At 41.0% G+C, this 24,924-nt stretch carries 24 protein-coding genes and 1 pseudogene; 19 read left to right on the top strand and 6 right to left on the bottom strand.

Translation table 11 applies throughout. From position 1 onward, the window contains the following. Positions 1-41: 41 nt before the first annotated feature. A complete protein-coding gene (locus RMY27_RS33335; RefSeq protein ID WP_322669081.1) occupies positions 42-1,262 on the bottom strand; it encodes a hypothetical protein in 1,221 nt (406 codons plus the stop codon). 123 nt (positions 1,263-1,385) lie between these two features. On the opposite strand from RMY27_RS33335, the gene RMY27_RS33330 reads away from it, so the two are divergent. The 3 genes from RMY27_RS33330 (at position 1,386) to RMY27_RS33320 (ending at position 3,261) form a co-directional block, all read left to right on the top strand. Continuing rightward, positions 1,386-1,559 carry a hypothetical protein gene (locus tag RMY27_RS33330; protein WP_322669080.1) on the top strand — a complete coding sequence of 58 codons (174 nt, stop codon included), beginning with the start codon at positions 1,386-1,388 and terminating at the stop codon, positions 1,557-1,559. A 104-nt stretch (positions 1,560-1,663) separates the two neighbouring features. Next, positions 1,664-2,680, top strand: a complete 1,017-nt coding sequence (locus RMY27_RS33325) for a hypothetical protein (protein ID WP_322669079.1) — start codon at positions 1,664-1,666, stop codon at positions 2,678-2,680. 47 nt (positions 2,681-2,727) lie between these two features. After that, on the top strand, positions 2,728-3,261 hold the full coding sequence (locus RMY27_RS33320) for a hypothetical protein (protein ID WP_322669078.1): 534 nt from the start codon (positions 2,728-2,730) through the stop codon (positions 3,259-3,261). 87 nt (positions 3,262-3,348) lie between these two features. Here the strand turns inward: RMY27_RS33320 and RMY27_RS33315 are convergent, their stop codons facing one another. Next, positions 3,349-3,552, bottom strand: a complete 204-nt coding sequence (locus tag RMY27_RS33315) for a hypothetical protein (RefSeq protein ID WP_322669077.1) — start codon at positions 3,550-3,552, stop codon at positions 3,349-3,351. An 88-nt stretch (positions 3,553-3,640) separates the two neighbouring features. After that, positions 3,641-3,934 (bottom strand): hypothetical protein, encoded by a 294-nt coding sequence (locus RMY27_RS33310; RefSeq protein ID WP_322669076.1) that lies wholly within the window; start codon positions 3,932-3,934, stop codon positions 3,641-3,643. A 456-nt stretch (positions 3,935-4,390) separates the two neighbouring features. Between RMY27_RS33310 and RMY27_RS33305 the strand changes: the two genes are divergently transcribed. From RMY27_RS33305 to RMY27_RS33240, 14 genes and pseudogenes are all read left to right on the top strand, one after another. Continuing rightward, entirely contained in the window at positions 4,391-6,208 is a 1,818-nt protein-coding gene (locus RMY27_RS33305) for a hypothetical protein (RefSeq protein ID WP_322669075.1), read from the top strand. Positions 6,209-6,286: 78 nt separating this feature from the next. Next, on the top strand, positions 6,287-6,646 hold the full coding sequence (locus tag RMY27_RS33300) for a hypothetical protein (RefSeq protein WP_322669074.1): 360 nt from the start codon (positions 6,287-6,289) through the stop codon (positions 6,644-6,646). A 230-nt stretch (positions 6,647-6,876) separates the two neighbouring features. After that, a pseudogene (locus tag RMY27_RS33295) lies at positions 6,877-7,440 on the top strand (leucine-rich repeat domain-containing protein); the annotation flags it as partial. Between the two features lie 144 nt (positions 7,441-7,584). Then, complete coding sequence (locus RMY27_RS33290; RefSeq protein ID WP_322669083.1) at positions 7,585-7,983, top strand: four helix bundle protein; 399 nt, start codon at positions 7,585-7,587, stop codon at positions 7,981-7,983. Positions 7,984-8,273: 290 nt separating this feature from the next. After that, positions 8,274-11,603, top strand: a complete 3,330-nt coding sequence (gene hsdR / locus RMY27_RS33285; RefSeq protein ID WP_322669073.1) for a type I restriction-modification system endonuclease — start codon at positions 8,274-8,276, stop codon at positions 11,601-11,603. 47 nt (positions 11,604-11,650) lie between these two features. Beyond that, positions 11,651-12,070 (top strand): hypothetical protein, encoded by a 420-nt coding sequence (locus RMY27_RS33280; protein ID WP_322669072.1) that lies wholly within the window; start codon positions 11,651-11,653, stop codon positions 12,068-12,070. 118 nt (positions 12,071-12,188) lie between these two features. Next, entirely contained in the window at positions 12,189-13,640 is a 1,452-nt protein-coding gene (locus RMY27_RS33275; protein ID WP_322669071.1) for an N-6 DNA methylase, read from the top strand. A gap of 133 nt (positions 13,641-13,773) precedes the next feature. Then, entirely contained in the window at positions 13,774-14,007 is a 234-nt protein-coding gene (locus tag RMY27_RS33270; protein ID WP_322669070.1) for a hypothetical protein, read from the top strand. Continuing rightward, the gene (gene vapC / locus RMY27_RS33265; protein ID WP_322669069.1) at positions 14,004-14,417 is read left to right on the top strand and encodes a type II toxin-antitoxin system tRNA(fMet)-specific endonuclease VapC; all 414 of its coding nucleotides are present in this window, start codon (positions 14,004-14,006) and stop codon (positions 14,415-14,417) included. The genes RMY27_RS33270 and vapC overlap by 4 nt, the downstream gene beginning before the upstream one ends. Beyond that, positions 14,411-15,928: a restriction endonuclease subunit S gene (locus tag RMY27_RS33260; RefSeq protein WP_322669068.1), complete on the top strand. Its 1,518-nt coding sequence runs from the start codon at positions 14,411-14,413 to the stop codon at positions 15,926-15,928. Before vapC ends, RMY27_RS33260 begins: the two co-directional genes overlap by 7 nt. Before the next feature lie 156 nt (positions 15,929-16,084). Continuing rightward, on the top strand, positions 16,085-16,864 hold the full coding sequence (locus RMY27_RS33255; protein WP_322669067.1) for a ParA family protein: 780 nt from the start codon (positions 16,085-16,087) through the stop codon (positions 16,862-16,864). 2 nt (positions 16,865-16,866) lie between these two features. Further along, the gene (locus RMY27_RS33250; protein ID WP_322669066.1) at positions 16,867-17,322 is read left to right on the top strand and encodes a hypothetical protein; all 456 of its coding nucleotides are present in this window, start codon (positions 16,867-16,869) and stop codon (positions 17,320-17,322) included. A 156-nt stretch (positions 17,323-17,478) separates the two neighbouring features. Continuing rightward, a complete protein-coding gene (locus RMY27_RS33245) occupies positions 17,479-17,877 on the top strand; it encodes a hypothetical protein (protein WP_322669065.1) in 399 nt (132 codons plus the stop codon). A 7-nt stretch (positions 17,878-17,884) separates the two neighbouring features. Beyond that, positions 17,885-18,949: a competence protein CoiA gene (locus RMY27_RS33240; protein WP_322669064.1), complete on the top strand. Its 1,065-nt coding sequence runs from the start codon at positions 17,885-17,887 to the stop codon at positions 18,947-18,949. A gap of 156 nt (positions 18,950-19,105) precedes the next feature. Here RMY27_RS33240 and RMY27_RS33235 read toward each other — a convergent pair whose 3' ends face one another. Further along, entirely contained in the window at positions 19,106-19,477 is a 372-nt protein-coding gene (locus RMY27_RS33235) for a hypothetical protein (RefSeq protein WP_322669063.1), read from the bottom strand. Positions 19,478-20,292: 815 nt separating this feature from the next. Continuing rightward, a complete protein-coding gene (locus tag RMY27_RS33230; RefSeq protein WP_322669082.1) occupies positions 20,293-20,448 on the bottom strand; it encodes a tyrosine-type recombinase/integrase in 156 nt (51 codons plus the stop codon). Between the two features lie 142 nt (positions 20,449-20,590). Between RMY27_RS33230 and RMY27_RS33225 the strand changes: the two genes are divergently transcribed. Further along, positions 20,591-20,914, top strand: a complete 324-nt coding sequence (locus RMY27_RS33225; protein ID WP_322669062.1) for a hypothetical protein — start codon at positions 20,591-20,593, stop codon at positions 20,912-20,914. 43 nt (positions 20,915-20,957) lie between these two features. After that, entirely contained in the window at positions 20,958-23,180 is a 2,223-nt protein-coding gene (locus RMY27_RS33220) for an NACHT domain-containing protein (RefSeq protein ID WP_322669061.1), read from the top strand. 60 nt (positions 23,181-23,240) lie between these two features. Here the strand turns inward: RMY27_RS33220 and RMY27_RS33215 are convergent, their stop codons facing one another. Beyond that, the gene (locus tag RMY27_RS33215) at positions 23,241-23,834 is read right to left on the bottom strand and encodes a tyrosine-type recombinase/integrase (protein WP_228038679.1); all 594 of its coding nucleotides are present in this window, start codon (positions 23,832-23,834) and stop codon (positions 23,241-23,243) included. Positions 23,835-24,924: the final 1,090 nt, after the last annotated feature.

The following is a 24,924-nucleotide window of genomic DNA, read 5'->3' as shown; positions in this document are numbered from 1 at the left end:
AGCGACGAATCCCTCAAGCCGGGACTTGGCTTGATTTCTCGTCAACGGATCGCACCTTTTACTCGAATATCTGATGAATGCTCTTGTAACTTAGTCAGCGAACTATTTATCTGAGTAAGGTAATTCAGCGATAATTTAATTTGCTGTACCTGCGCTTCGATAACAGCACAGTCTACCTGTGAGCTAAAGGTTGGCTGAGACGCTAATTGCTGCTGGACAATAAGGAATTGGACAGCAAGAGGGAGTATTTCATGCGTAGTCGCTACCCACTGCCCCTGTTCACAAGTTCCTATTCCCCAGCCACCAATTTCTTGCGCTAACCCTTCACGGCTACGGCTTAAAAAAATAGCCGCATTTGCCTCTCGTTTCATCATTGCCTTGGTTAATTGCTCAGAAATTCTTTTACGCCCCCAGCTTGCAGAGTCCCTATTCCTAACCTCAATTACTAATGACAAATCTACGCTTGCTATTGAGTTAGCAGTGAATTTAACAAGAATATCACCTGGCTGCTTGTCCTTTCCAACGTGAGTAATTTCAGCCCCGTATAATTTCGCCCACGGCTCTAATTCTGCAACAACGGCTTGTTCAAAACTTGCCCCCTTTGCGATCGTTTGCTCCAGCGTCAACTCAATCAGTTCTTTTTCTCGAACTTGTTGTGCAAGCTTCTCTACCTCCTGTGCCAGAGGTTTGACTGCTTCTGTAACAACTGCCCTAACGGACTGAGCCAAAACGCTATTCTCCGCTGTTATATTTGCAATCGCTGCCGAAAATACACCCTGCAAGGAATCAGTTCGGTTCTCATCCAGCAAGTTTTGGATTTTCTGTACAGCACTGCCAAAAACTGAGGTTTCTTGTAAAGGATTAAATTCCTGATTTAGAAAATCACTCACGGCTTTTATTTGCGCGTCCATTACTGCTGTAGTAAGGTTGATTTGGCCTTGTAAAGGGGCTAAGAGTTCACCTTCGCCTGTACCAATTTTATTAGCCAATTGTGCTGAAATGGTGTTTGGTATTTCATTTACAGCTTGATATAATTCATTTAATAAAGCATTAAATTGTTGTTTAACAAATTGCGTGTCATTAAGATTTTCAGTTCTTTGGAGACAGAAAAAGCCCATCTCGAATGCTTTAATACAAGCCGCTTCACGCTCATAATCTGGCAGTTGATGTAGATAATCACTTGCTTCAAACAAGCGAATTTCTAAATTATTAATAATAATTTGGTCGTCTCTTAGTTCTATTTTTGGGGGAACTTGTGTCATGTTTACTCCAGAAATGTCACACCCTTAATTTAGCATCGGTATGCTACCACAGCCTATTAAATTCTAGAATAGACCGCATAAGTATTGGGTAGAATTTATTAGAAAAAACTATGCTTAGTTGTCATGCCATCCAGCAACAAGATTGGGATTTATCCCCCAGACAAAGAAATTATTGAGAAATTAAATTATTGGGCGAAAAAGGAACGGCGATCGCTCTCGTCTCATTGCCTGTTGTTGCTGGAAAGGGCGCTTGAGGCTAAGGAAAAGGAAGATCCCGAATTTTTCCAAAATATGTAGATCGAAATATTCTACAGTGACCTACTTATGAGTTAAAATAAAACCGCCCCAAGTCCGTCTTGCAAACATTGACTTGGAGCGGTTTTTTTAGAAATCTAAAATTCATGATGACACAAAATTTGATTTTTCGCCCCGTTGTAGCAGAAAAATTAGGAACACATCGGCTAACCGATCCAGTAATGGGGGCGTTAATCCTAGAACAGCTAAATCTTTGGCACGTTTCTGGGAATGGTTTTTTTGACACAGATGGTAATTTTTGGTTAAACCCAAGCGTTAGTGACTGGGAACAGGCAGCAGGGGCATCATTCAGCCCGTGGAAAGTTAGGGCTATTGTGGGCAAGTTTGAACAGCTAGGGTATGTAATCCGAGAAAAGTTTTGTAAATTGTGCGATCGCCTCATTAACTCACCGGAAAACCTACGTGCTGACAATCACACTAAACTGATTCGCCTTAACTGGGAACGATTAGCAGGGTTATGGGAATCCGTTGTAGCAATTTGCAATGACGGCTCAGATCAGATACCAGAATCAGATTCAGATTCTTTTTCTTTTAGATCAGATAAATCTGAATCTGATTTTAAAAGTCTTGAAATTCTGAAATCTGAATCTGAGGCAGAACCAAAAAAGCTTGAAATTCTGAAGTCTGAATCTGGGGCAAGCCCACCGCCGCCTTTGCCAGAATCACCAGAGGAAGAACAAACGCAGCTGATGGCTGAAGTAAGGAACGCAACGGGCAAGCTCTCCCCACAATTGCAACGGTTGATTACTGAAGTTACCCCTGACATCCTACGGGCTGCACTTGCAAAATACCCGCGTGATGGTAGCGTTAAAAAGCCTTGTAGCTACTTAATGAAGATAATTGACCAAATAAAGAGCGAACGCGCCGCCACGCCTAAAAACGCATCAAATGAGACTACAACTGAGGCAATGATGCAATGGTTCCAGGAAGCTTGTCGCACTGGGGTAGTGTTCCACGATGAAACAGACTTTGCAACCTTGCCCGTGGTTATGAATCAGATTTGTTGTCGGGTTGCCATCCCCAACCGCCGCGAGATTGACCCACCTTATGAGTTACGCCCCGTAGTGGAATTAATGAAATCGAAAAACCTAATTACGGTCTAAATTCCAATTTCTCTCAAAATATCCAATTGCTGGCGAAATATTCTCACATGAGCGTTGAGAAAATAATCTCGTCGTATCTTGTAGTACTTTATTGCTGCGATCGCACCTCCGTAGCGATATTCCCAGAGTTTTTGGAGTATATGCAACGGGTTGCCGAAAACTGTAATCAGCAAATTGCAAATGGTATCAAAGCAATCCTGCCAAGCTGCTTTGTGCAAAAGCCTGAAGCAAACCTTGAAAACGTCCGGCAGGTGATGGTAAATATTCAGGAGCTTGTCAATCAGGGTGCAACTGTCGCACTCCCGACGAATTCTGTAACTCCATCTTGCACCCAGAGCATGACTTTTGATGCAGCTGCAAATGCGGGAATTATCCAGCCGTTGCAAGAATTTATTGCGATCGCTGCAACTTCTGAACCGGAGGTGAGTGCTGATGAGGAATTGCTTCGGATACTAAAAATTAAACAAACTAGCTGGAGGAATGCCCCAGCGCTGCGTGATGGTATTAAACGATGGGCTGAAATAACTCTGGGCATTGTCATTGGGGAGAATGACCCAGAGTTAGAGTTGGAAAAAAAATAGTCATTCCCAAACCTGGGAAGAATATTGCGATGCCTACGGCGGTAAACTACGCAATTAAAAAGGATAGCTTACCCAACCCTTAACCTGCTACTCAGATGGCTCTTGTGACATTTGTCCATAAGCTTTTGCTTGCATTTCTTGGGAGTGGTGCATTGCCTTAGCCGCATCCTGTAAAAGGGTATCAGGGGCTGGCTGATTTAATATTTCACCGTAAGCTGCTAATCGCATTTCTGGGGAATGGTGCATTAATTTAGCAGCATCTAATTGGTTTTCAGGTGTATTGCTATCCACTAATTAAATCCAAAGTGTCAACCTAGATTTTACCAGAAAAAACTCGTTAAAGCTTGACGTGCGATATATGTCAATGCAGTTGTTAAATTCAAGAAGCAGATAATTTACCCCTCTTATTTTCGCGTGGGCTAATGTCAACCAATTCTGCTCTTGCCCAGCGCTCAATGAATTCTGAGGCAGAAAAGTTTTCTAATTTTGCTGCATCACTGATTAGCTTTTTTGCAGTCGGGGTTATTTTTATATTCCAGTTACCTTTCACTTCATCGTACATAATGGGTTCGCCCCGCCTTCTGGGAATTCCCTTCAAATGTTCTTTGGGCATTTGGTACTTTTCGGTTTTCTTCGTTGTTTTCTTTTTTGCTGTCTTTGCTGGTCGTGCCATAATTAACCTCTTGAAGAATAGGTCAATTGTACACGGCTGGTAAGTACTGCTGTGAGGAGTTATAGTTTAGGCGCGTGGGGTAAAAAAAAGAAATAATTTATAGATGGCAAACTTTCTAGAGTAATTTATACAAGTGATAAATCTGAAATATTTGTTATGTATAAGCTTAGTTTATGCGTGTGTTATGCGTGTGATGTAAAGGTGATTTGGATATATCACCACAACTGATTCACTTATATCACTTTAATCGCTATAAGCCTTTTAAAATATAGAATAATTCAGAAAATTTTCAAAATTTGGGTCAACCTCTGGGTTGAGGCTATTAAACGAATATATTAAAAGTGATATATTTTAAATAGGTTGATATTGCTTTAGCTTATGTTTACAACTAAGCGCGTAATCTAAATGAATTATCAAGCTAATCAACATATATATCACCGTCATTATATCACTGTCATGAATTCTAAAACAATCTTTGATGCTTACTCTGATTTTCAAGCTGCTAACACAAAAGTAAACAAGTCTACATTACGCAGTGTCATTCATAGATTCCTAGTCAAACATTGGGGAGGAGAAGCACCTAAAGGGGGGAAAGCAACCAACGAAGAGGTGTTCAAGCTGGTTGAATTGTTGAAGAAATCATCTGCTAGTTTGCTTGTTGGATCTATGGATATTTTAGAGAAAGAGTTTGTAAGTCAAGGTATTGCTAAAGAAAATAGTAAATCATATAAATCCGCTTATAAAGCATTTTTGAAATGGGTTGAAATTAAGGATTATTTTAAAAAAGTTGAAGAGGAGAATCAAAAACCTGATAAGCCAGAAAACATATTTACTAGAAATGCTCATGGCAATGGTAGAAAAGCGAAAAAGAATTATCATAATACAACTTTTAAAACACCTTATGCTTTAATGGCTAAAGACAGGACAGGAAAGTTAATTTATTCAACTGATTACATTAATAGCAATTTAGAAAATGAATTAAGATTATTCCAAGAATTTAGGGCTAAAAAGTACAACTGTTCTGATAAGACAATTGAAAAAGATATTGCAATAATCTATCGGATTTTAGGATGGCTACATAGATATAAAAATGTAGATTTAGAGGATTTGTCTTTAAGCTCAATTATTAAATTCATTAAATTAAATGTTTCGCGCAGTGACTTTAAAAATAAAAAAGGAGAACTTAATCATCAAAAATACGTCAATAAAAAAGCTATGGTGAGGGAAGAAGCTATGGAATTAGCTAAGGAAAATAGAAAACTAATTGAAGAATATCTTGATTTTCTAAGGGGACATCCTAACAGTAAATTAATAATCATTAATACTTGTTTAGCAATAGGTAAATTTGTTTTTAGAGATGAGGTGGATACTGATGAAGATATAGATACTACTGATTTAGCAATAGTAAAAAGATTAAAGGAGTTATCTAAAATTTATAATGAAAAAGCTAAGTATACACCTCCATCTGTACCTCACTCCGATAAATCTGTTCCGTGGAAACAGACATTTGATATTTTACAATTACTAAGAAAAAGAATTCATTGTTTAGCACATGAATATCTTAAAAAAGAAACAGGTAAAACTGAGATAAGGCTAAGAACTAAAAATGCAATTATTAGCGATTTACAAAGGTTTTTGTCTTTAGCTTTTATGATTCTAATTCCTACTGACAGGTCAAGAACTTACTACGAATTAGAAATAGGGCGAACTTTTGTTTATGGGCTTTATGAAGCCGATGGCAACAGATTTACTCCAGTTGATAAACTTCGAGATAAAAGCAAAGCTGCTTGGTGGATTCATCTCATGCCCGGTGACTATAAAACATCGAAAACGTACAACGAATATTGGGGACTTATGCCTAATGTTAAATTTGACCGTGATAATGACTTATATAGCTATATAGATAGGTGGATTAATGAAGGTAGAGAATATGGACAGAAATGTAATCATAATTGTTTTTTCAGAGGAATTAAGAACTATGAAACTTTAACACATGAGGGCTGGTGTTTACGGATTAGACAAATATTTGCTCAAGAATTAGATGTACCTGTAACTCCTAAAGAATTAAGAAAAATGTTTATTACTCATCTCAACAATATAGGAGCAACAAGCCCTGAGCTCAAAGGGGCATCCCACGCAATGCACCACTCACAAAAAATGCAAGAAAGTGTATATAACTCTCAGACGATAATGGATAGAATAGCTCCTATCTATAAGTTAAATGAGAGAATGCTCAAAGAATTTTTTGACTTGTCAGAAGAAGAGGAAGAGTAATTATCCTTAATTCGCACCCAGTGTACACCATCTACCAATAGCGTATACTGGTCTGTAAACAGGTGTACACACAGTAAAATGATGGCTAGCCGCATATTCTCAATTAGGCTTGATGACGCTGCTGTAGAAGCTTTAGAGCGTGTTCATTTACCCGATGATGATTCACTCAACACCACCCTTAAAAGGGTAGTTCTAAACGCGCTAGGAATAGATGTAAACATTCCTGTAAACGTTGTAAATAATGATGAAAGATTACAAGAATTAGTAGATTCTAAAACTGCTTATCTTGTGGATGCTATGAACGAGATTAAGCATTCGCTGGAAGCTGAGATAGAGGCACTAAAAGTTAGGCTAGATTCTCTGGCTCCTGCTATTGCTAGTACTGCCAAACCTGCGATCGCTGCTAAAAGAATACGGAGTAATACCACAAAAAAGTAGATAATCCAGCTTGTCTTTATTGTGGGAGTCAATGAAATAAACACGCAAAGGATAAGCAGGGTTATCAAAAATATATATGCAAAATAAAGGTAATCAAAATTGTGCTAAAAGTTAAAGTTTTATTATTTGAAAGTATCTAAGCCAAGTTGCTAGTTATAGATTTAGGCGATCACAGAAGTTGAAATACACTATTCTGGTAAATATCGCTACAAAGTTAGTGAGGTTTGCAGGTGAAAAACGAAGAACTGTTGCAAATTATCGAACAAGCTGCCAGAGAAAAGGCAACGGTGCTAAATCTCTATGACGATCAACTCAGCAGCCTGCCGTCAGAAATCTGCCAACTCTCCAATCTGACAACGTTAGGTCTCCGTTACAATCAACTGAGCAGTCTACCGCCAGAAATCAGCCAACTTCCCAACTTGACAACGCTAGAACTCTCTAACAATAAATTCAGCAGTCTACCGCTAGAAATTTGTCAACTCTCCAACCTGACAACGCTACACCTCCAAAACAATCAATTAAGCAGCTTGCCGCCAGAAATCCGCCAACTCTCCAACTTGACAACGCTATACCTCCAGAACAATCAATTTAGCAGTCTGCCGCCAGAAATCCGCCAACTCTCCAACTTGAAATGGCTAGACCTCTCTAACAATCAATTGATCAGCTTGCCGCCAGAACTCGGACAACTCTCCAACTTGAGATGGCTAGACCTCTCTAACAATCAATTGATCAGTTTGCCGCCAGAAATCGGACAACTCTCCAACTTGACAACGCTATACCTCCATTACAATCCACAATTGGACTCGCCACCGCCTAAGATTGTCGAGCAAGGAATTGAGGCAATTTTCACCTATCTTCGAGAAAGGTTAGAGGAACTAGAAAAGCAGGCGATTTTTGCCTATTCTCCAGAAAGGTTAGAGGAACCAGAAAATCAGGCGATTTCTGCCTATTCTCCAGAAAGTTTAGAAAGTAATTCATGCGACTTGGAAATTTATAAAATTGCCTTTGAAGCGGCAATGAAAATTTTTGAACTGTCAAAAAGTTTTCCTATTGAGGAACGATATTCTTTAACTGACCAAATTCGTTGTGCTTCACGTTCTGTATGTGCCAAAATAGCAGAAGCTTGGCAGAAACGCCGTTATGAGGCAGCATTTATAGCTAATTTGAACGATTGTGAAGCCCAAGTATCTATAACTCAGACTTGGATTGAATTTGCGGTCAAATGCAACTATATGGATGTGCAGAGAGGACGAGAACTGCACGGAAGTTACAACAAAGTTTTATTTGGTCTGTTGAATATGATTAATCATCCATCACCTTGGTTAGTAAACCATTAATCTTACTTAGTAGTGACGTGCAATTATAAATGTCCAAACCTGCGATCAAGGTATTTTCAAACTATGATTATTGCAACTATAGTTTTGCTCCAGCTTACAAATTCCCAATATTGGGAATAATTTTCGTCGCATTCATCCCACCACTGATGGACGTGGCAGTGTGACTCAGCAACCTTACAACTGGTGGGCTTTCTGCTCTAATAGTTGTAAATTGCAGTAGTATCTGTTAGAAAGATATTGAACTAAGTATTAATCTACACCGCCAAGCTCCCAGGAGAAAGACTGACAAAATGCCAGTATCACCAAACTTTGGTTTCTTAGAAATCCATGATCCGCAGTTGGTGCGATTGGGAGCTTTGGCAGAAAGATATTTTACTGACGACCCCAACACTTGTCTAATAAAACTGCGTCAGTTTGGTGAACTCCTCGCGCAACTAATTGCCGCTAATGTGGGGATGTACGACTATGACGAACGGCAAATCGATTTAATGCGTCGTCTGCGAGATAGAGGAATTCTTAAAGGCAAAGTATATGACTTGTTCGACAAATTGCGTTTGGCTGGTAACGATGCCACACACGCATTAGCAGACGACCAAAGAACTGCACTGAGCAACCTGAAATATGCACAGCAACTAGGAATTTGGTTTCATCGGGTTAATACCAAAAATCCCGATTTTCATCCTGGCTCTTTTGTCCCACCTCAAAACCCAGCAGTCGAAACCCAAGCACTCAAACAAGAATTAGAACAGTTACGGGCTGAATTACAAGCCAGCCGCACAGTTGCAGAACTAGCACAAATTACTGCTCAACAAGAAGCACAGCGCCGCATATCCGCAGAAGAATTAGCCAAAGAAGCCGAGGCGCAAAAACAAGCTGCCTTAAATCACCTTGTAAATATTCAAACCACAGCAGAAAGTCAATCTGCACAAACAATTCAAGAAACCATCCAGCTTTCCCAGCAGGCAGGAGAAAATATTGACTTAGATGAACGCGAAACTCGTCGCCTCATCGATGCCCAACTTCGTGCAGCTAGTTGGGAAGTGGACTCAGAACAGTTGACTTATAGTAACGGCATCCGTCCACAAAAAGGGAAGAATTTAGCGATCGCAGAATGGCCCACAGATGATGGACGTGCTGACTATGTTTTATTTGTGGGACTCCAGGTAATGGCTGTAGTCGAAGCCAAGCGTCAAAGCACTGATGTTTATGCTGCCATTGACCAAGCCAAGCGTTACAGTCGCGGCTACAAAATTAAAGGTCATGAAATCTTACCCGGTGGCCCTTGGGGTGAATATCAAGTCCCCTTTGTCTTTGCTACTAACGGACGCGAATTCTTGCGACAGTTGCAAACCAAAAGCGGTATTTGGTTTTGTGACTTACGCCGTCCTGACAACATCCGCCGTCCCCTCAACACTTGGTACAAGCCTGAAGGTTTTATTGATGCTCTCAACCAAGATATAGATAAGGCACACCAATTACTTGCCCAAGAAGATTTTACATATAATCTGCAACTGCGTGATTACCAGATTAAAGCCATTAAAGCAGTGGAAGCCCGATTAGCAGAAGATGCAAGGGAACTGTTATTGGCAATGGCAACGGGGACAGGGAAAACTAAAACCTGCATTGCCCTGGTTTATCGTCTCCTCAAAACCAAACGTTTTCGCCGTGTCCTGTTTCTCGTAGACCGCACCGCATTGGGAGAACAAGCAGGCAATGTTTTTAAAGAAACGCGGATGGAAAATCTGCAAACCTTTGCTGATATCTTTGGTATTAAAGAACTGGGGGATGCAACACCGGATAGAGATACCAAAGTCCAAATTGATACTGTGCAAGCATTTGTTAAACGCATTCTCTACCCAAGCGATAATACTCCTATTTCCACAGCAGATCAATATGATTGCATTGTCGTGGATGAATGTCACAGAGGATATTTACTAGATAGAGAGTTAAGCGATACAGAGATTACCTTTCGTGACTTTAACGATTACATCTCCAAATATCGCCGCGTCCTCGACCATTTTGATGCTGTAAAAATTGGACTTACTGCCACACCCGCACTGCACACCACCCAAATATTTGGTGAACCTGTTTACACCTACAGTTACAAAGAAGCGGTCATTGATGGTCATCTTACTGACTGTGAACCCCCCATCCGCATCATTACAGCCCTTTCAGAAGATGGCATCGTGTGGCAAGCTGGGGAAGCAATGGAATATTATGACCCCATCACAGGCAGAATCGATTTAGCTCATGCCCCGGATGAAGTCAAAATTGAGGTAGCGCAGTTTAATCGACGGGTTGTTACCGAAGAATTTAATCGGGTAATCTGTAAATTTTTAGCAGAAAATATTGACCCCTCACTGCCAGGAAAAACCTTGATATTTTGTGTGACTGATAATCACGCTGATATTGTTGTTCATTTATTAAAACAAGCACTGATTGCCCAGTATGGCAGCGTTGAAGATGATGCAGTTCTCAAAATTACTGGCAAGGCAGATCAGCCCTCACAATTAATCCGCCGCTTTAAAAACGAAGCTAATCCGAAAATTGCAGTCACGGTGGACTTGTTAACCACTGGCATTGATGTACCAGAAATCTGCAATCTGGTATTTATTCGTCGGGTGAATTCGCGCATCCTTTACGAACAGATGTTGGGACGGGCAACGCGGCGCTGCGACGAGATTAAAAAAGAAGTTTTCTACATTTATGACGCGGTGAATTTATATGCAGCCCTGTCTCCTCTCTCCACAATGAAACCCGTGGCGGTTAATCCCAATATTTCATTTACCCAACTGGTAGAAGAATTAGGGACAGTCAACGATACTACCGCAACTGCCACAATTGTTGATCAACTCTTAGCTAAACTGCAACGCCAGCAAAGAAAATTAGGGGATAGCAACCGGGATAATATTGAAGCCGCAGCCGGGATGCCGATACCGGAGATGATAAATTACTTGCGTCAAAGCAACCCCCGACAAGTTCAAGAATGGTTTCGGCAACGGGCAGCGATCGCACAAATGTTAGATGCTAGAGATGGTGGTAGACAACCACTGCTAATTTCCCGCCACGCCGACGAACTGCGACGAGTGGAGAGGGGTTACGGTAATGCCCAAAAACCCGAAGATTATTTAGATAGTTTTGGCGCATATTTACGCGAGAACATCAACAAGATTCCGGCTTTAATAGTTGTGACTAGCCGTCCCCGTGAGTTGACTAGGGCGCAGTTGAAGGAATTGCGGTTAATGCTTGACCTTGCCGGATATTCAGAAAAAACATTGCAGGTAGCATGGCGAGAAATGACTAACGCAGATATTGCTGCCAGCATTATTGGATTTATCCGCCAAGCAACTTTGGGCGATGCTTTGGTTCCCTACGAGGAGAGGGTGGACAAGGCAATGAGGAAAATTCTGGCTTCTCAAAACTGGACGCCACCCCAGCGCCAATGGTTGGAACGCATTGGTAAGCAGTTGAAGGTAGAAACTATTGTGGATCGGGAAGCGTTAGACCAAGGTGAATTTAAATCCCAAGGTGGGTTTACTCGGATTAATAAAATTTTTAATGGCAGTTTAGAAACAATTTTGGTACAAATCAACGAAGAATTGTGGAGAAATATTAGTTAATTGTTAAAAACTAGCTTTAATAATGAAACACTTAAATCTTAAAAAAGATGAAATCACTAATAGATTTGCCAGAAAAATTTAAGTCAGAAGTATCTCTAATAGCAGCTTCCGAATTTAAGAATGTTCGATATGAAGTTATTTTGCAGCAAACACCACCAAGTGAAAGTGGTAGTATTTTTATTGATTTTGAATGTTATTCCAATCAAGAAGAGTCTACCTCAAGAGAAATAGATGATTTATCTTTTATAACAACATACGATTGCCTAAGATTTCATTTAGATATTATCATTAACTCTGGATTCTTACTACACCGTGATATTAGCAGTTATACTTGGTTAAATGATGATGATGAACCCATTGAATTTTCTTCTCGCTTTTCAAAGCAATTTGAGAAAATTTCAGCTAACCTTTATCCACTATTCCAAGATTATTTTTTTACTCCTCATAACTTATATACTGGAATTTAAATTAAGCTCAATTTAGATTATTGATATTGTGTCATCAATGTGAATTTTTTTCACTATTGACATAAAGTGTGCAAACATTATACGTTTGGTATCTTTACTTTATATTTAAACTACTAACTTGAGCGCAACAACTGATATCGTCCAAAAACTCTGGAATCTCTGCCACGTCTTACGCGATGATGGGATTACTTATCTGGCTTATGTGACAGAGTTAACATACCTGCTGTTTCTGAAGATGGCGCAGGAAACAGGTACAGAAAGCCAAATCCCAGAAGGCTGTCGCTGGGGTGATTTGGTGGTGAAGGATGGCATCGAACAGATGAACTTTTACCGCGCCACTTTGTTAGAGTTGGGTTCTAGCAGTTTGCCACGGGTGCAGGCGATTTTTGTTAATGCCCAAACTGCACTCAAAAAACCGCAAATTCTCAATAAGCTGGTTAAAAGCATTGATGAACTTGACTGGTACTCTGCCAAGGAAGAAGGCTTAGGCGATTTGTATGAAGGACTTTTAGAGAAAAATGCCAGTGAGAAAAAATCAGGGGCAGGGCAATATTTTACGCCGCGTCCTTTGATTGATTGCATGGTCGAACTCATTAAACCGCAACCGGGGGAATTGGTGCAAGACCCCGCAGCAGGAACAGGTGGGTTTTTAATTGCCAGCGATCGCTATATCAAAAAACACACGGATGATTTATTTGATTTAAACGAAGCTGAACAGTCGTTTCAGCGTTACCAAGCATTTTACGGCATTGAGTTGGTGCAGGATGCCCATCGACTATTATTAATGAATATGCTGCTACATGGCATTGAAGGTGCTGTGGACTTGGGCGATACTCTCTCTAGCGAAGGGCAGCAGTTACCAAAAGCTAATGTCATTCTTACCAATCCCCCCTTTGGAACGAAAAAGGGCGGCGGACTGCCTACACGGGATGATTTTACATTTACTACGTCAAACAAGCAGTTAGCTTTTTTACAGCATATCTATCGCGGACTGTTACCCGAAGGACGGGCGGCGGTGGTGTTACCTGATAATGTGCTGTTTGAAGATGGGCAAGGACGCAGCATCCGCGCTGATTTAATGGATAAGTGCAACCTGCATACAATTTTGAGATTGCCTACGGGGATTTTCTATGCTCAAGGTGTGAAAACTAATGTGCTGTTTTTCCAACGGGGAACGACGGAGAAGGGTAACACCAAGCAGGTGTGGTTTTACGATATGCGGACGAATATACCTGTTTTTGGCAAGCGGACTCCTTTAACTAGAGAGCATTTTAGTCCCTTTAAAGAAGTTTACGGCGATGATGCTAATGGCGGAAGTCCGCGTGTTGACCAAGGGGAGTCGGGACGCTGGCGCTGCTTTACGCGGGACGAAATTACTAAACGCGGCGAAAATCTAGATATTACTTGGCTGCGGGATGAAAGTTTGCAGTCGGGGGATAATCTGCCAGAACCTGATATCATTGCAGCCGTTATTATGACGAAATTACAAACAGCGATCGCGGAGATGGAGGCGTTGACGGTGTTGCTAGAAGGTGAAGCGGAAGTAGATGAAGTTTCAATTTTAGAATAAAAATACCCAATCACAATAGAAGTAGTAACAGTTACAGATGAAGAGAAATGAGTCCAGAACAAGAGCTATTAACCAAGTGGCGTTCTCTTCCACAAGACAAACAAGAGTAACTTTTTATTAGGAGAAAAATACGATGGATAGTATAAAAATCCGGTCGCATGTGGGTAAAGATGGTATTTTACATTTAGATATCCCAGTAGAAATGCCAGATACAGAAATTGAAGTTACGGTAACAATTCAAAGAGTTACACCACAACAACGGGGCTGGATGCCTGGGTTTTTTGAAGAAGTAATTGGTGGTTGGGTAGGAGAACCGCTAGAACGGGCAGAACAGGGAGAATACGAAACTAGGGAGCCGCTATTTTGACTTATCTGCTCGATTCAAATGTCTGTATCCGTTTAATAAATAATAGTAGTCCTGCGGTAACAACTCGACTGGCATCGCAACAACCAGAAGATATTTTAATTTCTACGATAACCCAATTAGAACTGTACTATGGTGCTTACCGTAGCGCCCAACAGGAGAGAAATTTAGAAATATTACAACGTTTTTTTAGTCAGTTTAATATCATACATTTAGATTCAGCCGCCGCAATCATAGCGGGGAGACTGAGGGCAGAATTGGCTGCTAGTGGTACGCCGATTGGCCCTTATGATGTACAAATTGCTGCTATTGCAATGGCTAATAATTTGATAGTGGTTACGCATAATACGCGGGAATTTTGGCGAGTGAATGGGTTGCAGATTGAGGATTGGGAGCAAGAGGATTTATGCTAGTAACTAAGCCTGAAGGATGGATTTATGCTGCTATTATTGAGCTTTGTACATTAATTAATGGAAAAGCATTTAAGCCGTCTGACTGGACAGAAAGAGGGCTTCCAATTATAAGGATACAAAATCTGAATAATCCTAATGCAATATTTAATCATTTTTCAGGAGAAGTAGAAGCGAAATTTTTAGTAAAAAAAGGTGAACTGCTTTTTGCATGGTCAGGAACACCAGGAACATCATTTGGAGCGCATATATGGGATGGCGAAAAGGCAGTTCTTAATCAACATATTTTTCGCGTATTATTTGATGATAAGCTGATAAACAAAAAATTTTTTCAACTAGCTATTAACCACAAACTTCAATATCTTATTGCTAAAGCACAAGGCGGAGTAGGTTTAGCGCATATTACTAAAGGAAAATTTGAACAGACAGAAATTCTCCTCCCACCCCTCAACGAACAACGCCGGATAGTTGAGAAAATAGAGGCACTGAAGGCTAGGAGTCAGCGAGTGAAGGAGGCGCTTGAGGATATTCCTCAACTGCTAGACCAGTTCCGTCAATCTGTCCTCGCCGCCGCCTTTCGTGGCGACCTCACTGCTGATTGGCGGGAGCAGAATCCTGATGTTGAACCTGCTTCGGTTTTGTTGGAGAGGACAGCAAAACAATTAAATAAAAATTTTGATGAATATACCAAAAAAAATGATATCCAAGGTAGACCATTCATACCAGATAGCTGGGTTTGGACTCCATTAGATTTAGTAATCAAAAATATTCAATCAGGTAAAAATTTTACTTGTCCCGAAACACCTGTAAATGAAAATACAGTTGGCTTGGTAAAAATAAGCGCTGTCACTTGGGGAAAATTTGATCATAGAGAAACGAAAACAGTTATAGAAAAATCAAAGATTGATCCAAAATTATTTATTCAAAAAGGTGATTTTCTTATATCAAGAGCCAATACACTTGAGTTAGTAGGAGCATCGGTAATAGTTGATGAAATAAATTATAACATAATGATTAGTGATAAAATATGGCGAGTAAGTTTTTTAGAAGTAAATAGTAATTATATAAATTCATATTTAAAATCAAAAGCAGGAAGAAAAGAGATAGAAAGTCGGGCAACAGGTAATCAACTTTCGATGAGAAATATATCTCAAGGTGCTTTTAAAGATATCATAATTGCTCTTCCACCACTCGATGAACAAAAAGAAATTGTCCGCCAAATACAATATTTTTTCAAAGTAGCTGACACCATCCAACAACAATATCAAGAAACGAAAGCTAACCTAGCCCTACTAGACCAATCCATTCTCGCCAAAGCCTTTCGCGGCGAACTCGTACCCCAAGATCCCAACGACGAACCCGCATCCGTCCTGCTAGAACGCATCCGCGCAGAACGTGACAAACTCCAAACCAAAGGCGCTAAAAAATCCACTCCCCAGACTGGCGGACGACGCAGCAAAAAGGCATCGCAGCAGGAAGCAGAGCCAGTGCAGCTAGAACTGGGATTGGAGTAGTCAAAATAAGCAGATCGCATTTACAAGAAAATTGACGGTAGGCTAAAGCTAAAAAGCTAATTTTACAAAAAGCTAAAAAGATAATTAGCTAAATTTATTAATTGACAAAATAATTAAATGACTATACGTTAAATAGCTAATTTAATAAATTTGTATATGCTGACAATAACCGTAAGCTCCTTGAGTGGCGGACAAGGCAAAACTACAACATCCCTCTTCCTGGGGCGGCTACTATCGCGCCAGGGTTTACCTACCTTGATGCTAGACTCCGACCCCCAACATAATCTCACCACCTATCTAGGTTTCGAGTTGGAACCCAACCAACCAACACTATTGGAATTTCTCAAAAAAACAGTCGCACCGGAAGACTGCATCTACCCGACTCAAGACAACGACAATTTATTTTTAATCCCGTCCGATGATCAACTCGATACCGTGCAAGATTATTTATCTAACAGTGGAGTTGGTGCAACCTTACTCAAGCGACGATTGGAAGCCATCAGCAAAATATTTAAAGTCTGCATAATTGATGCCCCACCTCAGCGATCACAAATTTGTTTGACGGTGATCGGCGCAGCAGATTTTTTGATTATCCCCGCAGAGGCATCAGTTAAAGGGTACGGTTCACTCGTGCGGACACTCGATTTATTGAACGGCTTGCAAGATGTCGGTGCAACGGATGCCCAAGTATTAGGTGTTTTACCCTTCCGCGATCGCTGGTTTGGTAAAACCCAAGCACAAGAAAGTCGGGCGGCTGTAGATGGTATGCGCGATGAAGTTGGCGAGGGGTTAGTTCTACCTTCAATCCGCGAATCAGAACGCTATAAACAAGCCATCAACAAACGTACAACCCTCTCGCAGTTGGGATATAACGACTTGGAATATCCATTTGAAATTTTAGTTGAAAAAATTCGTACTTCACTTGGGGGTAAATAAAAATGTCAGATAACGTACTCAACCAATTACGCAACAGACGTAATCGCCCGACAGTTGAACAACGCCAGGATGCACTCGTTAAGAAAGTAAAACCCCAACCAGAAGAACAAAACTCACCACAGGAAGCAAGCCCAGTTACCGAACCAGCCAACCCAACTGCTGCACCAGCAGACACAATCGCCGAACTCCAATCCGAACTCGAAAAATACCCAGAAACCCGACGGCATTCAGCGATCGTTTTAGAGAAAGACCTCGACCAAGAATTAACACGCTTTTGTAAAGACAGGGGAATCACAGTTGAGGTATTTTTAGAAGCAGCATGGACTATTGCTAGTGCCGATAACGCGCTTGTTGAAAAAATCACTACAGAAGCCAAGCGCCGCTACGACCAACGCAAGCGAGTTGGGCAAATTAAACGGTTAATAACCATGTTGAGTAACTCGTCCAAAAAAACATAATGATCGTCCCAGTGAAAAAAAGGAATAAAATCAGCGATCGCTAATCAAGTGCTGGTTCGGCTTAAAAAGTAGATTAATTTTATCGGTTTAATTGGGCATTTTAACTATAGCGATTATCTGTAACTCCTATTACTGCTCAAGCTTCAACGTAATTTTATGGTTAAATATTGTCGTGACCAAGCCAGAGACGAACTTTGGTTAATGATGGGTGGTGGAGCCGCAGCAGGAGTTGCTGGTGGTGTTCCTTTTATCGGTGCGTTCACCTTTAATACTGCTTTAATTCCTGTACAGACGGCTGTAGTAATTCGGATTGCCCAAGTTTATAATGTTGATTTAATCCCCGCCGGTGGTGCAGGAGCAGTTGCTGGTGCGATTATAGCGATGGGTGGAGGGCAGTTACTTTTCAGAATGGGCGGTACTATAGCAGGATTTATTCCCGGTGTCGGGCAAGTTGTTCAACCAGCGATTGGGGCTGGTGCAGTTAAAGCATTTGGAGAAGCTGCTATTGCCTATTTTGAAAATATGTATCCTAACAAAATTTACAGATCGGACTAGTTAAAAAATGCCGCTTAGAGCTTTCATTGATGAACAAGAAGTGCTAGCACCTTTAATATCAGATGGTGACTGGGAAGCTTTGAAACTTCAGCGTAATAAACAGATACTCCTACCATGCTGTGGAGCAGATGGATATTTACGCACTTCTAAACAAAGCACTAAGCATTTTGTCCACAAACACAAAACGGGTTGTGATTGGAAACCAGAAACTTGGCAGCATCTTTTAGCTAAAACTGAAATTCTTCGCGTATGCCAACGTTTAGGATACGATGCAAAAACAGAAGTTGCTGGTTCCGATTGGCGTGCTGATGTTTTAGCCATTAAGTCGGGTAAACAAGGTTTAATCCAGATTGCCTTTGAAGTACAGTGGAGTCCTCAAACTTTAGAAGTTACGCAGGATAGACAAGCCAAGTACAAGCGAGATGGAATCCGAGGCTGCTGGTTTTTTCAAAGACCCCCTGAATCTGACGTGAGCCATGATTTACCAATTTTCAAACTCAGTTTAGATTCTGATAATTCTTTAGTAGTACAAACTAAAAATAAATCAACTCCTCTTTCCCAGTTCGTTGAAGATTTATTATCAAGACGCATTCGTTTTTGTGACCATTACCAACTTAAAAAAACACAGAATGCCAAAATAGTATTTTTTCCTACCGAATGCTGGAAGTGTAAAAAAGAATCTTATATATATTATTTAGAAAATCCTTATTATACCTGCTGTGGAGAAGAAGTAGAGGATTATTGTTGTGAAATACCTCGAAGATTCCGTCCAGAAATTATTGCTGCTGTTAGAAGTTTTTTAAAATCAGATGCAGCTAAAAAAATTCGGATGGGAGAAATTAAAACCCGTTATAGTAAAACTGTGGAGGATTCTTACATTTCCTTTGGATGCTCTTGGTGTAATGCACTGTTTGGAGACTTCTATTATTTTGGTGAAGTTAATAATGCTATTTATGGTGATGATGGTTCCACCCACACTGTCTGGGAAACACAACTATCTGTGACTGACTCGAATATTTTGGATTACGAAGCCCACTGGTGTTACCCAGAAAATGGGGATTTTTGCATTTAAGAATATGTGCCACTAGGGGCATGAATCTATTCATCTAACTCCGGCTCGCGAAGATTTTTAGGTTTTATTCTAAATAAGTTCTGATATTGAGTCGCGATCAGCTTCTTAGAGAAAAAGGCGATCGCACTCGCAGGGTTGATCGCCTTCTCCAGTTTTTTACTTCAGTCCAGACTGTTCTTTACTCTTGAGCCTGTCATTCACAAACGTAGCCGTGATTTTAGAGCCGTCACGATTTTCCCAAACAAAGGTTGCTGTTGTTGCAGAGCGGCTAACCTCGATACCTCGGTACAAGATTGACCGCACCTCCGTTAAGGGCATTCCTGGTTTTAGCTGTTCGTACTCTGCACGACCGAAACCACCCCGTTCAGCTTGGGCAGATTGTTCATGCTGCTTGGAATAAAAAGCAGTTTGAACAAAACCATACGCTAGACCTGAACCAAGCATTACTCCCAGTGAAAGGGCAACATTCATCAGTGAGCGGACAAGAGTATTATTATTGGACTGTATGGGGTTGTTTTTATTAACCATTGAAGTAACTCCATGAAGTTTATTATTTGGTGCTAGTTTGGTGGCCGCCAGACTAGCTTTAACTTGCCTTCAAACCATATCTACAAAGAAAGCCCTCGACAGCACTTTGATACTGCCAGGGCTTTTGATTAGAATTTGAATTTATCTTTTGAGTGAGAATCGTGCAGAACATTTTTGCAATCTCCTAACTAATTTCTGGCTAGGAGCTTGCCTTTGAAGAGAGTGTATATGCACGATTGCTAAAGAAACAACTATTTAAATGTGTTTTGCTGCTCTAAGCATTCGTCCATCACAACTCCAGCCATTATAAATCCCAATTGAGAATAAATGGCAAGTCAGTCTTTGCATTAGGTCTTTCACATCTAGCAATGTTTTTGCTAGAAAGTCCTAAATTACAGAATTGACTAACTCAAAGGCAAGCAACCTTTGGTCAAGTTGTTAATGACGAACACTTCAAGAGCGGCAGTCTAAAGTTTGATTAGCCCCGTCTTAATCGACTAAGGACTGTAACTACATTGCGTGTTTGTCCTTTCTCACTGCAAGCGCACGATTTTCATTCAGCACACTTGGAGCGATTTTGTCGTCGTTGTGAACCTCCGTTATTTGTACGAGATGGTGTGTGTGACAGGGCAGTTATCATCGTTGGTATAAAATCAGAGTCTAAATTACAAGACTCTCACCCTATACCATCGTGATTTGAATAAATAGTAGCACAACTAAGACCTAAAACAATTGGCACTAACAAACTTTTTTGCAATCATATATATGTACTTCGGGGTTTTCCAATACCTGGCACTCACGCAGATATTGAAATTTTACAAATCACCCCAATCAAAATTCAGGAAGCGTCGAGCATTCAGCTTGGTATATTTCTCCGTGTGTTTGATATCGAGGTGTCCCAGGAAGTCTTGGATTTTCCTAGTGTTGTAACCCTTATTCACCAAATAGTAACCACAGGCATGGCGTAAAATTGAGGTTGGTGCAGAGCTAATAATTCCCGTTCCGCTAAGACGCTTGTATACGCCCTGTATACAAGTTACCGCAACCTACAATAATTCTCCTGCCGCATCGACTTCATCCCGATCAATATCCAAATAAAAAGTTAAATTGGCGATGCTGGTATGTCCAGATCGCTTTTGCAAAGTCGGTAACGGCACTCCCGCCTTATCCCTGTTTTGTCAGCCCAGGCGGATCGCAGTTGGACTGTTAGCCGTGCAGAAATTGAAGCGAAGAACAAAGCCCTTGAAAGCTGTAAATCCCAACGCCAAAGTTGAAGAAGATGCCTGGACTCCAGAAGAACTGTTGGACTTTATTGAGCAGAAAGGGGAGGAGGTTGCTCCCGGCATTGGCAATCTTGCGACGTTCATCATGTATCAATTCACCAATGGGAAAAAACCATTGCCTGTAATTGTCATAACGAAACTTAGAGCCAAGTAACACAATAATGCTTTAAATTTTAAATATATTCACTGGTAATCCTATGACAGGAATGGAACCTTTAATAGCAGCAGCGGCGGCATCAGCTGTTAGTGGCGTAGCAGTTCCTATTTTTCAGTCACTTTGGGGAGGCGGAGGTAAGCTTTTAGGACTGTTGGGCAAAAAACTAGATGAAGAAACTAGGGAGTTAATTTTTACTGCATCAAAGCAGTATGTTCAAAACTACGAAGAACGACACGGGATTCTCAAAGTGTTGGGGATGCGTGAACCTGTAAAGTTGGAATCGGTCTATACAGCAGTTCAATTTTTAGATAATGATGCCATCCGTAGTTTTGAATCTATCGAAAATTTAGAAAAATTATATCGCCAAGCTGAGAGCCGCAGGCTTCAATCTCAAGATAAAGGTAAACAAGAAGGAAGTATAGTTGCTGATGATAAGCAATATCTGATGGTGCTTGGTGGCCCTGGTGCTGGTAAGTCTACATTTCTGCGAAAGATGGGACTAGAAGCACTGAAAGGTGAAAAAGTAGGATTTAAACACACCTGTATACCAGTTTTTATTGAATTAAAAACCTTTACATCTAGCAATATTAATATTGAAAAAATTATTGCTGAAGAGTTTCGTATTTGCGGCTTTCCATCAGCTGATGAATTTACAGCCAAAGCTTTAGAAGAAGGTAAATTACTTATTCTACTAGATGGTTTGGATGAAGTCCCGACACAAAATTTGAATGAGGCAATTAGTAGAATTCAAAACTTTGTAGATAAATTCGATAAAAATCGCTTTATTGCCTCCTGTCGCACGGCGGCTTACCACAGTAGTTTTCGTCGCTTTAGCGATGTGGCAATGGCAGATTTTGATGATGCCCAGATTCAGCAATTTATTTATAACTGGTTTCATTCCAAAGCAGATAAACAGGCGAAGACAGGCGAAAATTGTTGGAAGTTGCTACAAAAGCCAGAACATTTTGCTGCTAAAGAATTGGCACATACGCCTTTATTGTTAACATTCCTGTGTTTAGTATATGACCGTTCCCAAAACTTTCCTGATAATCGTAGTGTTCTTTACCGCAAAGCACTGCGGATATTGCTAGAAGAATGGGCATCAGAAAAGCGAATTAACCGAGAGGAAATATATCAAGGACTGCATACAGAATTAGAAGAAATACTCCTCTCAGAGATTGCTTACGCAGATTTCGAGTCTGACAGACTGTTCTTTTCTGGGCGTGATATTGTTAGGCAAATTAAGACATTTTTGGCAAGTAATTTGAATGCACCTCAGAATTTAGATGGTGAGGCAGTTTTGAATGCCATCGCTGTTCAACAAGGAATTTTGGTAGAACGAGCCGAGGATGTCTTTTCTTTTTCTCATCTGACGCTACAGGAATATTTAACGGCACAATATATTGATGACCACCGCCAAGTTGAGCAATTAGTTACTGAACATCTGACAGATAAACGCTGGAAAGAAGTGTTTTTACTTGTCGCTGGTTTAATGCGTGGTGGTGCAGATGAGTTGCTCTTCTTGATGGAAAAGGAAGTGCAAAAGTATATTAATAACCCGAAGTTGCAAGCTTTATTCAACTGGGCAGAACAGGCAACAACAGGCTCTGCTGGGGATTTAAAACCTGTGGGTAAACGTGCAGTTGCCATCGCTTTCGCCAACGCCAACGCCTACGCCAAAGCCTACACCATCGCCAACGCCGAAGCCAACGCCGAAGCCAACGCTAACGCTAACGCCATCGCCAAAGCCTACGCCGAAGCCAACGCCATCGCCAAAGCCTACGCCAAAGCCTACGCCAAAGCCTACGCTAAAGCCAACGCCATCGCCAAAGCCAACGCAGACGCCTACGCCTACGCCATCGCCGATGCCGACGACTACGCCATCCCCGATGCCGACGCCAAAGCCAAAGCCAAAGCCAACGCTATTAAATACATTCGTGACCTTGAAGAATTAAAAATCTTCAAGAACGTTAATTTTACTATATTAATTGACGAACTCAACAAGCTGGAAACTGAAATTCCTGATAATAAACAACCGCACTCAGTGCGTCAAAAATTTCTTCAGCGTCTCCAACAAACTTTACTCAATGCTTTTAATCTCAGCCTAGACATAATCAATTTATCTGAGTCAGAGGCCAAAGCACTGGAAAATTATCTCTACGCTAATAACCTGCTTATCCAGTGTAAACAAGCATCTGTACGCGTGTCTCCCAAAACCTGGGAAGCAATTGAGGCGCGGATGTTGTTAGTTCCGAGTAATTGAATACTTTTCTCTCAACCCTAATATCTATCCAGCAATTGATATTAGTGAATTAAAATCCACTCAAAAAGGCTGCTCCCACTGCCAATCAAAATGTTCAAATCGCCTGGGGTTCTCCGCAGTGTAGCGAACAGTATTTTGAATCTGTTTATGCCCCAAATAACTCTGAATATCCCTAGTTGAGCGATTCTGCTCCGCCAAAAAATACCCGCAACTATGCCGGAACATGTGCGGATGCACCTTAATCTGCAATCCAGCTTTTTCGGCGGCACGCTTCACAATTTTCTCAATCCCATCCACCGACAGTGACTTCCCCCTCTCATTTGGGAAAACGAAATAACTATTGGCATAAATCCGCTTTAGCTGCCCCAACAAATCCACTTCATCCTGTTGCATTGGGTGATTCCCACTTTGACTCCCCTTGAGCCGCTTGATATAGATCACCTTTCGCTCTAACATGACTGCATCCCATTTCATCGTCGCTGCCTCCCCCGGTCGCAGCCCATGCCGAAATGACAGCAGTAGCAACGCCGGATCTCTAACCCTATGCCGACCCCGCTCCCCCGCCGCCTTAATCAGAATTTTCATCTCCTCCCAAGTCAAATACTCCCGGCTGCGATATTCATCATTATTCAAGCGCCGAAACAAAGGGTTCATTCTACTACTGTCCGATAAATAGGCGGAAATCCGACAGTATTCATTCTCCCAAACACCTGCTACTTCGTGAACCACTCACCTTAATTAAGTCACGCTTATCTTTCATCTGCCAAAAGACTCTCTACAGAGAGCGATTGATAATTCTGGCTTATATCTATCCTTTCTATACAAGGCTTGGGGGTTATTCCTTGTAGTGCTAACTTTGGTGAATGTAGCACTACAGGTAGTGAAGTCTTCTTGTTGCGCTACATTCAGCCAAACAAAAGCCCCGCATTCATAAATATCTTGGTAGGGGCATTGATATCAGTCGTGATATCATCAGTTCCCGTTCTGGTAAAAGGGCGATCGCCCCAATAACAAAATCCGGCGTTATAGAGAGTAGCGCAGGCACGATTTTTCCCAAATTTGGGAAAGCGATTGCAGACTCCGGTTGATCGATCAGATTTAGACCGAAGAATGTTCAATATTCTTCAAAACTCATAAATTTGGATCAGCCTCAGACACAGCAACACCAAGCGGTTTAGCCTCCTTGGGCTTTTTCCCCCAAACGAAAGTGAATATGTTGTAAAACATGTAGCTGAGTTTCACACCACTGATCAAAATATGATTCAGCATCTATTCTTTTATTTCCACCCACCGGACTTCGGCCCCAACTGCATTTTCCATATTGAAGTGGACTATGGTTTAGAGCAGACCTTAATATACATGCAGGCAAGTGTCCTTTTGACGCTGTGATATCTGTAATGTCATAAGAGATTGTAAAATAAAAGTTAGGTATTGGTAGAGATGAGCCAAGTCATGACTCGTGATGATTGCATAAATTCCCAAAATTGGGAATGGGCATTAATTCTTTAAACTGGATATTAATTTTTTAATTCACAATATGCCATTTTTGGCTCTGTGCGGCGGTTATTAGCTTATTCGTCATTTTCAGAATTGTTAATCAAATTGCTCCCATCAGCGCATGTTTCCAGATGGGATAAATTCAGCTTCAGGAATCGCACACTTGTAAATCCTTATTTGAACCTCGCATGACTAGAACACCGATTCAGTAATCAAGGAGCATAAGAAAAATCAGCCTTGAGAGAAG

It is taken from the genome of Nostoc sp. DedQUE09 (genome assembly GCF_034530915.1).
Classification (GTDB): Bacteria; Cyanobacteriota; Cyanobacteriia; order Cyanobacteriales; family Nostocaceae; genus Nostoc.
This window is presented reverse-complemented; position numbering and strand designations above follow the sequence as displayed.